Below are 12,814 nucleotides of genomic sequence, written 5' to 3' on the forward strand. Positions count from 1 at the left end.
ACGTTCGAGCGACACCCAGATTCCTACGTCCATTGGAATCTCAAGGTCGAGTCCTCGGTTGCACGGCTTTCGATGAACGTCGATCCTGCTGGTGGGCTGCTCGGCGACTACGAGCTCAAGCTGAACAGCTACGACATCGGCGTCGACATCGAACTCGCCGATGCGATTCGTCGCCTGCGGTTCGAGCACCCGGCAGTCAAGGTCGTCGTCCTCGACAGCGCTGTGGAAGGTGTCTTCTGTGCTGGTGCAAACATCCGGATGCTCGCCGCTGCCACCCACAGCCACAAGGTCAACTTCTGCAAATTCACCAACGAGACTCGTCTCGAAATCGAAGAGGCCTCAGCCGAGTCGGGCCTGCGCTTTCTCGCAGCGATCAACGGTGCCTGTTCGGGCGGTGGCTACGAAGTGGCAATGGCCTGCGACCATCTCCTGCTTGTCGACGATCGATCGAGCGCAGTGTCGCTACCGGAAGTTCCGCTGCTCGGCGTGCTGCCGGGCACTGGAGGTCTGACACGTCTCACCGACAAGCGACACGTCCGTCGCGACCGCGCCGACGTCTTCGCCACGAAATCTGAAGGCGTTCAGGGCAACGAAGCGGTCGAGTGGAACCTGGTCGATGAAGTGGCCCCGCCATCGAAGTTCGATGCTGCGGTCGCTGCTCGAGTCGTAGCGCTCGCCGAAACGTCGAGCAGATCCGACGATGGTTCGGCAGTGCAGTTTGAGGCGCTCGGGCGAACGATCACCAACGACTCGATCACCTATCGGTTCGTCGCCGCCAAGCTCGACCGGATTGGTCGCTCGGTCGAACTCACGATCACCGCAACCGACGACGCCGGCTGGGCGTTGACCGCTGCCCGCGAGTTTGACGACGTGCTCTGCCACCTCCGTTTCAACGAGCCGACGCTCGGCACGCTGGTGTTGAAGACGCGCGGTGATGCTTCCGCTGCAGTTCACCAGACCGACCGGCTCCTCGCCGGCGCCGACCACCTCGCTCGCGAAACGGCGCTGCTCTGGAAGCGGGTTCTGTCGCGGCTCGACCTGATGGCCCGCAGCCTCATCGGGGTCGTGGATCCGGGTTCGTGCTTCGTCGGCGTTCTTGCCGAAGTACTCCTCGCCGCTGATCGCAGCTTCATGCTCGATGGCGTCTTTGAAGACGACGACGAGCCCTTGCCGCCAGCTGTGATCGTGCTGACAAGTGCGAGCATCGGGCCGATGCCCATGGCCAACGGCATCACCCGCATCACCTCGCGCTTCTGGGGTGCGCCCGCAGACGCCGCAGCAGCCGAAGCGGCCGTCGGCGAGTCGATCGACGCGGCACGTGCAAACGAACTCGGGCTGGTCACGTCGACGCCCGACGATCTCGACTGGGACGATGAGGTTCGCCTCGCCATCGAAGAGCGCGCCAGCTTCTCGCCAGACGCGCTCACCGCGATGGAGGCCAACCATCGCTTTGCCGGTCCCGAGACGATGGCAACGAAAATCTTCTCACGCCTCTCGGCATGGCAGAACTGGGTATTCATCCGCCCGAACGCCAGCGGTCCCGAGGGTGCACTGCGCAAGTACGGCACCGGCACCCGCCCCACCTACGACATCAATCGAACCTGACCCGGTCACACTGTGCCAGGCACAGTGTGACCGCCGACCCCGGAGAGACCCATGACCAACATCGACTATTCCGAGCGGATTCCGAACAACGTCGACCTCGCCGACGACCGTCGCCTCAAGCGGGCGCTCGAGAACTGGCAACCCCGCTTCCAAGACTGGTGGAGCGAGATGGGTCCGTCGGGGTTCCAAGAGAAAGACGTGTACCTGCGCACCGCTGTCGACGTGGGCCGCGACGGCTGGGCCCACTTTGGCCACGTCAAGATGCCCGAGTACCGCTGGGGCATCTTCTTGAGCGAAGCCCAACCCAACCGGACCATCGGCTTCGGCGACAACAAAGGCGAGCCGGTCTGGCAGGAAGTGCCGGGCGAGTTTCGCACCGACCTGCGTCGGTTGATTGTGGTGCAGGGCGACACAGAGCCGGCATCCGTCGAACAGCAAAGGCTGCTCGGCGCGACGGCTCCGTCGCTCTATGACCTGCGCAACCTCTTTCAGGTCAACGTCGAAGAGGGCCGCCATCTGTGGGCCATGGTGTACCTGCTGCACCGCTACTTCGGCAAGGACGGTCGCGACGAGGCTGACGCCATGCTCGAACGCAACTCGGGCGATGCTGACCAGCCACGCATTCTCGGTGCCTTCAACGAAGAGACACCCGACTGGCTCTCCTTCTTCATGTTTACGTACTTCACCGACCGCGACGGTAAGTACCAGCTTGGTGCGCTTCGCGAGTCGGCTTTCGATCCGCTCAGTCGGACCTGTGACTTCATGCTGAAGGAAGAGGCGCACCACATGTTTGTCGGTGCGACCGGCGTCGGGCGCGTCATCCAGCGCACCGCTCAGTTGATGAATGAATTCGACACCGAAGACGTCACGAGCCACGGTGGCATCAACCTCGACACACTGCAGAAGTACATCAACTTCCACTACTCGGTGTCGCTCGACCTCTTCGGCAGCGAGAAGTCGACCAACGCAGCGAACTACTACGCGGCTGGCCTGAAGGGGCGCTACGGCGAAGACAAGTACGACGACGATCACGTCCTGCTCGACCTCGAAGATCAGTACCTGACCGTGGTCGACGGTGCGATCACGACCGAGACACTGTCGGCTCGGGCGCTCGTCAACCACGAATTGCGCAGCGAGTACACCCTCGATTGTGCGAAGGGCCTGCGCCGCTGGAACCGGACCCTTGTCGAGCATGGCATCACGACCGAACTGGCGTTGCCGCATGTTGGCTTCAACCGCGAAGTCGGCGTGTTCCGTGACCATGACGTGAGCCCTGACGGCCGCGTCTTGAGTGCTGCCGACTGGGCAGAGCGACGCGACGACTGGCTTCCGACCGATGCCGAAAAGGTGCATGTCGGCTCGCTGATGAAGGCTGCGTTTGGGCCTGGCGAGATGGCCGGCTGGATCGCTCCGCCGTCAACAGGCATCAACACCCAGGCAGTCGACTACGACTACGTGCGGATCTAGCCAACGCTGATGATTTCCGATCCGCACGTCGCAGTTGTCGCGGTCGGCGCCTGCAGACTCCGCACCGCGACGTGGGGGAGCGGCCCCGTCGAGATCGTGCTCGCACACGATGGCCTTGGCTCGATATCGCAGTGGCGAGAGACACCTGCCGACATCGCAGCAGCAACCGGTGTTGCCGTGATGGCCTACGAGCGCGCAGGGCATGGGGCCTCAACGCCGGTGCCCGATGGGACTTGGCCGACTGATTGGTTGCATCGCGAAGCAGACGTCCTCGGTGAACTTTTGCGGGCAATGAACATCGATCAGCCGCTTCTCGTCGGTCATTCCGATGGAGGAACGATCGCGTTGCTCCACGCTGCTCGCGGCGGAGCGTGCCGCGGCATCGTTGCGTTCGCAGCCCACTCGTGGGTTGAGTCGTGTTGCAGCGAAGCGATTGTCGCGATGCGGGGGTCGCGGGACCGGATCGTCGCGGGCCTGGCAACGCACCACGACGCTCCTGGCGAACTGTTCGAAGCGTGGAGTAGTGCCTGGGTCAGTGACGCTTTCGCAACCTGGGACGTCCGGCCACTGCTCGCTTCGATCTCTGTTCCGACGTTGGTCGTGCAGGGTGACCACGATCAGTACGCCACTGATGCGCAGTTGACCGAAACCGCTGCCGCCATTGGTGCGAACGCCACCGTGATGCGCCTTGCTGGTGCTGGCCACATCATCCACCACGAGCAGCCGGCAGTGGTTACAGCGCTCCTTGCCGAGTTCTACAATCGCAAAGGCGTCACCGCGGCGCCGACACAGGGAGACTGACATGCACGAGCATTTCAACGTCAGCGAATGGCTCGTCGACCGTCACATCGAAGCAGGGAACGGCGATCGCATCGCCATCCGCAGTGAGGGTGAGTCGTTCACCTACGCCGAAATACTCGGTCGCGTCGAGGCGGCTGCGGCAGGGCTGCGCGCACTCGGGGTGCGTTGCGAGGAGCGCGTCGCGATGGTGATGCTCGACTCGGTCGAGTTCGTCGCGATGTTCCTCGGCGCACTGCGCATCGGTGCCGTGCCGGTGCCGATGAATCCGCTGCTTCCCGGGCGCGATCTGGGTGTGATCGTTGCCGACTCGCGGGCACGCGTCGTCGCAATTTCGGCAGCGCGCGAACAGTCGCTGGCCGAACTCCGCGCCGGTGCCCACGAGGTGGAGGTCGTCATCAGTTCTGGCGTCAGTAGCGACGCTCAACTGGGGTGGGTCGACTTCATTGGCGCAGGTTCGGACGGATCAGTCGCTGCGACCTGGGCCGAGTCGCCTGGTTTCTGGCTCTGTACGTCGGGGTCGACCGGGCAGCCGAAGTTGGCGATGCACCGCCACGCCGACATTCCGGCAACGTGCGAGACGTATGCCAACCAGGTCCTCGGGATCGCCGCCGACGACATCTGCTTCTCCGTCGGGCCGATGTTCCACGCCTATGGCCTGGGGAACTCGCTCACCTTCCCGTTCTCGGTCGGCGCCACCGCGGTGCTCGAACCAACTCGGCCACCGACACCGCAGCTTGTTGTCGACATCGTGACGAGCGAGCGCCCGACGCTGTTCTTCTGCATCCCCACTTTTTATGCAGCGCTCCTCGCATCGGACGTCGCGGACGACACATTTTCGTCGGTGCGCTTCGGCGTGTCGGCGGCCGAAGCACTGCCGACTGAGACGTTCGAGCGGTTCCGAAAGCGGTTCGGCGTGACGATCCTTGACGGCATCGGGTCGACCGAACAGCTGCACATCTATCTCTCCAACGCCCCGACAGGCTTCCGCGCAGGAACAAGCGGGCGGGCCGTTCCTGGCTACGAGGTCCGCGTCGTCGACGAGTCAGACAACGACCAGAGCGTCGACGTTCCGGGCCAGCTCCTGGTGCGCGGCCCATCGGTCGCCACCGGGTACTGGTGCCGCAGCGACACGACCCGAGCAACGTTCGAAGGTGAGTGGATGCGTACTGGTGATCTCTACGCCGTCGACACCGACGGATTCCACACCTACCTCGGCCGAGTCGACGACATGTTGCGCGTCGGTGGCGAGTGGGTGTCGCCAGCTGAAGTCGAGGGTGTCCTCATCGAACACCCCGACGTGCTTGAGGCCGCGATCGTTGGCCTTCCCGACGATCAGAACGTCACCCGTCCGGTGGCGTTCGTCGTTGCCATCGGCGGGGCAACACCGTCGGTCGATGACTTGACCGAGCACTGCCGCTCGAGGCTGGCGGGCTACAAGCGACCGAAGGTGTACCGCATGGTCAACGAACTCCCGAAGACCGCCACCGGCAAGATCCAGCGTTTCAAGCTCCGCGCGCTCTGACACCTGGCCAGTCATTTGGCCAGTCACCTCGCCACGGCCGGAGGCTGGATGACGCGGCGTCGTAGGGTCGCCGGATGGAACTGAACGATCGAGTTGTCATCATCACCGGAGGGGGCTCCGGCATCGGCGAGGCCCTGGCGCGCGCAGCACATGCTGCAGGGGCACGGCACGTTGTCGTTGCTGACCTTGACGAGGCAGCAGCACAGCGCGTTGCTACCGAAGTCGGCGGCACCGGGATCGGCATCGACGTTCGTGACGAGGAGGCGATCATTGCGATGGTCGATCAGACCGAAGCAGCACACGGCCCGATCGACGTGTTCGTCTCGAATGCCGGATACGTCACCGCGGCCGGGCTCGAAGACTCCAACGAGCGGATCAACCACATGTGGGACGTCCACGTGATGAGCCACATCTACGCCGCTCGTGCGGTGGTGCCCTCGATGATCGCCCGCGGCGAGGGCTACTTGCTGAGCACGGCATCGGCAGCCGGCCTCCTCACCCAGATTGGTTCGTTGGCGTACTCGGTCACGAAGGGCGCGGCGGTCTCGCTTGCCGAGTTCCTGAGCATCACGCACCACCATCAGGGCATCCGTGTCTCGGTGCTCTGCCCGCAGGCAGTTGCCACCAACATCGTGGCGAACAGTCCCGACCTCGGTGGCACCGGGAACACCCCCGACGACTTCGAGGGCGGAGTTGCCTCGGGTGATGGCGTGCTCACCTCGGCTGAGGTTGCTCAGGCCTGCCTCGATGCGATGCGCGACGAACGATTTCATGTGCTCCCGCACCCTGAGGTGGCCACCTACGTCGAGCGCAAGGCGACCGATGTCGATCGCTGGCTCACCGGGATGCGCCGGTTCCAGTCGGCTCTCGCTGCTGGGGGCCCACTGCCGGGTGATGCCATGGCTCCAAAGCTCTGAGCAGAGTCGTTGCCAGGGAGCCGGATCGGCAACACTGGACACGTGGAGAACTCTGAGATTCCTGTCGGTTTCGACGTCGCACTTGTCGAAGCCTGGATGGTCCAAAACACCCGAGTGGTCCCACCTTGCCGGTGGACACGCCTGACCGGTGGCCACTCGAACTTGACCTATCTGTTGACCGATACCAACGATGATGAATTCGTCATCCGTCGGCCGCCGCAGGGGGAGCTCTTGCCGAAGGCGCATGACATGTTCCGGGAGTTCCGGGTGATCGAAGCGCTGTACCCCGTTGGCATCCCGGTTGCCGAGCCGATCGGCTACTGCGACGACCGGGCGGTGTGTGACCGGCACTTTTATGTGATGGGTAAAGTCGGCGGTCAGGCGCTGTACACCGGCACCGAGTCGGCCGAACGGCTCGACGTGGTGGCGCGTGGGTGTGTTGGCGAATCGTTCATCGCGACGCTCGCGGCGATTCATTCGATCGATCCGGCCGACGTCGGTCTTGGCGACCTCGGCCGTCACGACGGATACGTGGCCCGACAGATTCGTACCTGGTACGGCTCATGGACGGCGTCAGCCAAGGCTGCCGACTACGACGATCCGCGGATTCACGGACTGCACACATGGCTCAACGAGCGTCTGCCTGAGCAAGGTCCGGCACGGGTCGTGCACGGCGACTACGGGATGCACAACTCGATGATCGGCGAGGACGGCTCGATGGTTGCCGTGCTCGACTGGGAGATCGCAACACTCGGCGACCCGATGGCGGACTTCGCCTACGCCCTCAATGCCTGGGCCGAATCGACTGATCCCGTTGCGGTCGAAGCCGATGCCGCGACTGCGGTGCCAGGCTTCTGTAGCCGCGATGACCTGGTGCGGTACTACGCCGATCGCACCGGCGCCGACATGTCGAACCTCTCGTACTACCGGGCGTTCAATGCCTTCAAAACCGCCTGCATCCTGCACGGCGTGTACGCCCGATACCGGATGGGGCAGAAGAGCAGCGAGGGCGTCGATCTCGAATCCCTGTTCAGTCGCATTAGCGCATCGATTGAGCTGGCTGCAGCTCACGCAGCCGACGTCTGAGACCCGTGCAGAATTCGTCGGCAACCTCAATCAAGGCAGCCATCGACATCGGAACCAACTCGATGCACCTCGTCGTGGCGCGCCTCGCTGACCACGGTGGGTTCGAGATGCTGACGAGTGAGAAGGAGACCGTCCGACTCGGCCAGGGTGGCGGCGAGATGAAGCTCCTCGCACCAGACGCCATCGAACGCGGCATTGCAGCCCTGGGCCGGATGAAACAGGTGGCCGCCAGCTTTGGCAATGTCGATCTTGCGGCCGTGGCGACCAGCGCCGTTCGTGAGGCATCGAATCGAAACGAGTTCCTCGACAGGGCCCGCGACGAGGTGGGGATCGACGTCGAAGTGATCAGTGGCTTCGAGGAAGCACGATTAATCCATCTCGGGGTGCTGCAGGCCCTCCCGGTGTTTGAACAGCGCATTCTTTTGGTCGACATCGGCGGCGGAAGCACCGAGTTCCTCGTGGGTGAGGGTGCCGATCCGATTGAGGCACGCAGCATGAAGCTTGGTGCGATCCGCCTGACCGAGCGGTTCTTCGCAGAGGCCCTGGCCGAGGACCGAGTGCCGACCGATGACGAGATCGACGAGTGCCGGAACTATGTGCGAGCAGCGCTTGCCCCGGTGGGTCACGAACTCGGTGGCCATCAGCCACAGGTCGCGGTGGGAAGTTCGGGTACAGCAACCACGATCGCCGCGATGGCGGTCGCGGCACGCGGCGACGATGTGCGTCAGATGAATGGTGTGGTGTTCTCGGCCACCGAGCTCGCCGATGTCGCCGAGCGGGTGCTCACTGCGTCAGATCGTCGCAAGCTCGACGGGCTCGACGACAAGCGGTCAGACATCATCTTGGGTGGGGTCATCCTGCTGCAGGAGGTGTTTGCAGCCTTCGATCTCCAGGCGATGACGATCTCGGAGTACGCACTGCGCGAAGGCGTGTTGTTCGACCGGTTCGCGTCAGGCTCGGGTCAGGACCTGCACGACCTCCGGCGCAGCAACCTCCTTCGCCTCGCCCACCAACTCGACCCCGACCCTGAGCACGCCGAGCACACGGCGCGCCTCGCAACGCAGTTGTTCGACCGGACGAAGTCGCTGCACGGCCTTGGCGATCCGGAACGCGAGTTACTCGACGCAGCAGCGATCGTGCACAACGTCGGCCTGTTCATCAGCCACTCGAGCCACCACAAGCACTCGTACTACGTGATCAGAAACAGCGAACAGCTCACGGGATTCACCGAGCACGAGGTCGAACTGATCGCCGTGCTCGCCCGGTATCACCGCAAGAGTCATCCGGCCGACAAGCATGACGAGTTCGCTGCGCTGTGCAAGGACGATCAACGGCTGGTCAGACAGCTCGCTGGAATGTTGCGTCTGGCCATCGGGCTTGATCGTCGTCACGCGGGCGTCGTCGAGTCAATGCGCGTCATTATCAAGGATGGAACAGTGCGCATCGAGCCACTGGCTCCTCGCGCAGCGGACATCGATGGAGGTATTGACCTTGAGATCTACGCGGCGCGTGAACGATCGCGTCTGTTCGCCGAAGCGTTCGACGTGACTGTTGAGGTCGATGTATCAGCGCACGACACTCCGCACGACACTCCGCACGACACTCCGCAGGACGCGGCTGACTCCGAATCGAGCTGACATCGCGAGATGCCACGTCAATCGGCGATGTGGAGCCGTTCTTGCGCACTCGGGATGGGTGGGTTGCCGGCGCCGGTGATCGACTGATCGATGTCGATGCTGTTGCCCGTGGTCATGCCCGACTGCTCCGACAAGAGGAAGACAATCATGTTTGCGACCTCCCATGGCTTGACAAGGCGACCCATCGGCCGGCCGGCTTCGGCGGCCTGGAGCCAGTCGTCCGGAGCGTTTTCTTCCGTCAGCTGCACACGGTGTTCTGACTCGGTGTCCATCCACCCGGGGTTGACCTGGTTGACCCGAATGCCCTCCTGCATCAGCGAGTAGGCGAGGTTGCGCGTCATGACCGACAGGGCTCCTTTGGAGATGCTGTAGGCGGCGAGCCGGGGTTGGCCGCCGTGACCAGACGTGGAGCCGACGTTGACGATCGAGCCGGTCGCCCCGGTTCGTTGCATGAGGCGCGTTGCCGACTGGATCATGAAATAGGGGGCCTTCACGTTGATCGCCATCATGCGATCGAAGTGGTCGTGTGTGTCGGACCAGATAGTTGAGCGGGTTGTCAGCGCCGCGACATTGACGAGGCCATTGACGGTGCCGAATCGTTCGGCGCAGGCATCGACGATTCGTTCGGGCGCGGCGGCGTCGCCCATGTCGGCTTCGACGAAGATGCTGGGCGTGCCGCCAGCGGTGAGCTCGTCGGCGAGCGAGGCGCCGCGTTCGGCGGACCTTCCAGCCAGCACAAGGCCGGAGGAGCCGCCACGTTCCGCCAGCGTGCGAGCTACCTGCTCGCCCAGGCCTTGAGTTCCGCCATTGATAATCGTCACACTCATACTGTTGTTCTAGTGCGTGTGGCGTTCCTCCGCGAGAGTCCGCCGATCGTTCGCCATACTTGACCCGATGGCCGACCCGAAGACTTCGAACGACCCCGCAGCCGGAACGACGAGCGACGAACGCCCGGCAGCTGCCAACTTCGTCCACGACCTCGCGGTCGAGCACGCCGTTCAAGGCACCTTCGGTGGCCGGGTCGTGACCCGTTTTCCGCCTGAGCCGAACGGCTTCCTGCACATCGGCCACGCCAAGGCGATCACGACCGACTTTGAGCTGGCACGCGAGTTCGAAGGGGTCTGCAATTTACGTTTCGACGACACCAACCCCGAGACCGAAGACACGAGTTTCGTCGACGGCATCATCGAAGATCTGGCGTGGCTCGGTTATCCGCTTGAGCGTGAACCGCTGTTCGCCAGCGACTACTTCGGACAGCTTGTTCGCTGGGCCGAACTCCTCGTCGAACATGGCCTCGCCTATGTCGATGATCAAGACGGCGAGACCATCTCCGAGCAGCGTGGCGGTTACGGAAACCCCGGTGTTGAGAGCCCCCACCGTGACCGTCCGGTCGCCGAGAACCTCGATCTCTTTGCGCGCATGCAGGCCGGCGAATTCGGCGAAGGTGAGCGAGTGCTGCGTGCCAAGATCGACATGCAGCACGACAACATGCAGCTGCGCGATCCAATCATGTATCGCATCCGTGACAAGGCGCACCACCGCACCGGCACCACGTGGAAGATGTACCCCACCTACGACTGGGCACACGGCCAGAGCGATGCCATCGAAGGCATTACGCACTCGCTGTGTTCCCTCGAATTCGATGCACACCGAGCGCTGTATGACTGGTACTTGGAACAACTGCGGCTGCTCGACCTGCTGCCGTTTGAGGCACCACAACAGTTTGAGTTCGCTCGACTCGAACTCACCCACACCATCACATCCAAGCGCAAGCTCGCCAAGCTCGTCGAAGACGGCGTGGTCGATGGCTGGGACGATCCGCGGCTGCCGACGCTGCGTGGTCTGCGGCGTCGGGGGTACCCGGCCGAGTCGATCCGCGACTTCTGCGCATTTATTGGTGTTGGCAAGACCAACAGTCGCCACGAGATCGAGCTGCTCGAGTCATTCATCCGCACCCGCCTGAACAAAACGGCGCTGCGTCGGATGGCCGTACTCGATCCGCTCAAGGTCGTCATCACCAACTGGCCGACCGACGCTGACGGCGCTCCCATCGTCGAAGAGGTCGAGCTGATCAATAACCCGGAGAACGCAGACGACGGTGTTCGGACCGCTCCGTTCTCAGGGACGCTGTACATCGAGCAAGACGACTTCATGGCCGACCCGCCACCGAAGTACTACCGCCTGACTCCGGGCCGGGAAGTTCGTCTGCGTGGCGGCTATTTCGTCACGGCCACGGGCTTCGAGAGCGATGCTGATGGCAACGTCACCGAAGTGCACGTCACGTACGACCCCGACACCAAGGGTGGTAATTCCTCTGACGGTCGCAAGGTCAAGTCGACCATGCACTGGGTGAGTGCAGCGCATGCGGTTGATGCTGATGTCGCACTCTACGAGCGGCTGTTCAGTGCCGAGGTTCCCGGCGCTGAAACCGGAGATGTCTTCGACGATCTCGATCCGAATTCGATGACTGTCCTCCGGGGCTGCAAGCTCGAACCCGAGCTGGCGGATACCGCACCCGGCGAAGTCGTCCAGTTCGAACGCCTCGGCTACTTCGCAGCTGACCCCCGCACCCCGTTGCTGTTCCATCGCACCGTCGGCCTCCGAGACGAATGGGCCAACATCCAAAAACGCAAGAAGTGAAACTGTCATGGCGCTCCCCCTGTCAGACCGGAGTGTGACAAATCGCTATCCCTGTTCGAGGTGCAACAGTGCGTCCGCGGCTTCGGCGATATGGCCGGTCCACTGGTCGGCGTTGCGTGGCTCGTCGATGGGGAGGACGACGAATTTACTCGTGCCGACATCGATAAACTGTTGAATCAGCGCGGCGAGTGATTCCCAGGAATCAGGGACCAGCTGGGTGACGTCATCGAGGTCCGGTCGACGCTTGGCGAGGAGTTGCAGCAGCACCTCTGGCACATCTCCGAAGGAGTACGGAATCAAGACCCCGTAGTGATCGTCTTCGATTTCACGGTCGTGCTCGGCAGCGACCTCTTCAATGACCGCTCGTCCAGCAGCAGCGTCAGCCGGCGTGACGAAGGACGGGAGCCAGCCATCTGCAACGCGGCCGATTCGTTTGAGTTCAGACGGGGCGAAGCCGCCAAGCCAGACATCCATCCGCTTTGGGGCAGGCAAGACACGGATGTTGTCGTAGTTGAAGTACGTGCCCTCGTGGCTGAAGAACTCGCCGGTCCAACACTTCTTCATCACATCGAGCGACTCGTTGAAGATCTTTGCCCGCTCGGTTCGCTCGACCCCGAAGGCCTGCTGCTCGATGGGGTCAACAGCACCAAGACCGAAGGCAGGGAGCAGGCGACCGCCTGACATCCGACCGAGAGTCGCCAGCGCCTTGGCCAACACCACTGGGTTGCGGCCCGGGAGCACCATGACCGACATACCGAATTTCAGGTTGGTGGTCCGACCGGCGCCATAGGCCATTGCGACCAGCGGGTCGGGTGCCTCACCACCAATTTTCTCCGACAGCCAGAGCGAATCGAAGGCGTGCGCTTCGAGTGCGTCGACGACGACGCCGTACGACTCGTCGTGCAGGTTCGTGCGAGTGCCGAGGCCGTAGCCAATGCGAACTTTGAGGAGCTCACTCACGCTTGGCGGGCGATCGGTTCGAGGATGTCAGCCAACGCAGCGGGCATGCTGACGAAGGGCGAATGGTCGGTGTCGAGGTTGACGTGCGTGGTGCACCTGGCCGCGAACACCGCTTGGTGTTCAGGGTGGACCGCACGGTCTTGCAGACAACGGACGTAGGTCGAAGTGATGGTGTCGCG

Annotated in this window: 10 protein-coding genes and 1 pseudogene; 8 read left to right on the top strand and 3 right to left on the bottom strand. The window is 63.1% G+C overall.

Annotated elements, in window-relative coordinates; genetic code table 11:
* From boxC to ACH2EI_RS06820, 7 genes are all read left to right on the top strand, one after another.
* On the top strand, positions 1-1,605 hold a 1,605-nt coding region (gene boxC, locus ACH2EI_RS06790; RefSeq protein WP_395156621.1), incomplete at its 5' end, for a 2,3-epoxybenzoyl-CoA dihydrolase.
* 51 nt (positions 1,606-1,656) lie between these two features.
* Complete coding sequence (boxB, locus tag ACH2EI_RS06795) at positions 1,657-3,072, top strand: benzoyl-CoA 2,3-epoxidase subunit BoxB (RefSeq protein ID WP_395156623.1); 1,416 nt, start codon at positions 1,657-1,659, stop codon at positions 3,070-3,072.
* 9 nt (positions 3,073-3,081) lie between these two features.
* Positions 3,082-3,873 carry an alpha/beta fold hydrolase gene (locus ACH2EI_RS06800; RefSeq protein ID WP_395156625.1) on the top strand — a complete coding sequence of 264 codons (792 nt, stop codon included), beginning with the start codon at positions 3,082-3,084 and terminating at the stop codon, positions 3,871-3,873.
* Position 3,874: 1 nt separating this feature from the next.
* Positions 3,875-5,395 (top strand): benzoate-CoA ligase family protein, encoded by a 1,521-nt coding sequence (locus tag ACH2EI_RS06805; protein WP_395159519.1) that lies wholly within the window; start codon positions 3,875-3,877, stop codon positions 5,393-5,395.
* A 74-nt stretch (positions 5,396-5,469) separates the two neighbouring features.
* Positions 5,470-6,312, top strand: coding sequence for an SDR family oxidoreductase (locus tag ACH2EI_RS06810; protein WP_395156629.1), 843 nt, complete (start codon positions 5,470-5,472; stop codon positions 6,310-6,312).
* Positions 6,313-6,354: 42 nt separating this feature from the next.
* Positions 6,355-7,398 (top strand): phosphotransferase family protein, encoded by a 1,044-nt coding sequence (locus ACH2EI_RS06815; RefSeq protein ID WP_395159521.1) that lies wholly within the window; start codon positions 6,355-6,357, stop codon positions 7,396-7,398.
* Between the two features lie 5 nt (positions 7,399-7,403).
* The gene (locus tag ACH2EI_RS06820) at positions 7,404-9,035 is read left to right on the top strand and encodes a Ppx/GppA phosphatase family protein (protein ID WP_395159523.1); all 1,632 of its coding nucleotides are present in this window, start codon (positions 7,404-7,406) and stop codon (positions 9,033-9,035) included.
* A gap of 17 nt (positions 9,036-9,052) precedes the next feature.
* Here the strand turns inward: ACH2EI_RS06820 and ACH2EI_RS06825 are convergent, their stop codons facing one another.
* Positions 9,053-9,862, bottom strand: coding sequence for an SDR family oxidoreductase (locus ACH2EI_RS06825; RefSeq protein WP_395156634.1), 810 nt, complete (start codon positions 9,860-9,862; stop codon positions 9,053-9,055).
* Between the two features lie 67 nt (positions 9,863-9,929).
* Between ACH2EI_RS06825 and ACH2EI_RS06830 the strand changes: the two genes are divergently transcribed.
* Positions 9,930-11,675 carry a glutamine--tRNA ligase/YqeY domain fusion protein gene (locus ACH2EI_RS06830; protein WP_395159525.1) on the top strand — a complete coding sequence of 582 codons (1,746 nt, stop codon included), beginning with the start codon at positions 9,930-9,932 and terminating at the stop codon, positions 11,673-11,675.
* A gap of 45 nt (positions 11,676-11,720) precedes the next feature.
* On the opposite strand, the gene ACH2EI_RS06835 is transcribed toward ACH2EI_RS06830, so the two are convergent.
* Together ACH2EI_RS06835 and ACH2EI_RS06840 are read right to left on the bottom strand one after the other, a co-directional pair.
* Positions 11,721-12,635, bottom strand: coding sequence for an LLM class flavin-dependent oxidoreductase (locus tag ACH2EI_RS06835; protein ID WP_395156638.1), 915 nt, complete (start codon positions 12,633-12,635; stop codon positions 11,721-11,723).
* Positions 12,632-12,814: pseudogene (locus ACH2EI_RS06840) on the bottom strand (hypothetical protein); the annotation flags it as partial. The pseudogene ACH2EI_RS06840 and the gene ACH2EI_RS06835, both read right to left, overlap by 4 nt.

Origin of the sequence: Ilumatobacter sp. (assembly GCF_041688325.1) — a bacterium.
Classification (GTDB): domain Bacteria; phylum Actinomycetota; class Acidimicrobiia; order Acidimicrobiales; family Ilumatobacteraceae; genus Ilumatobacter_A.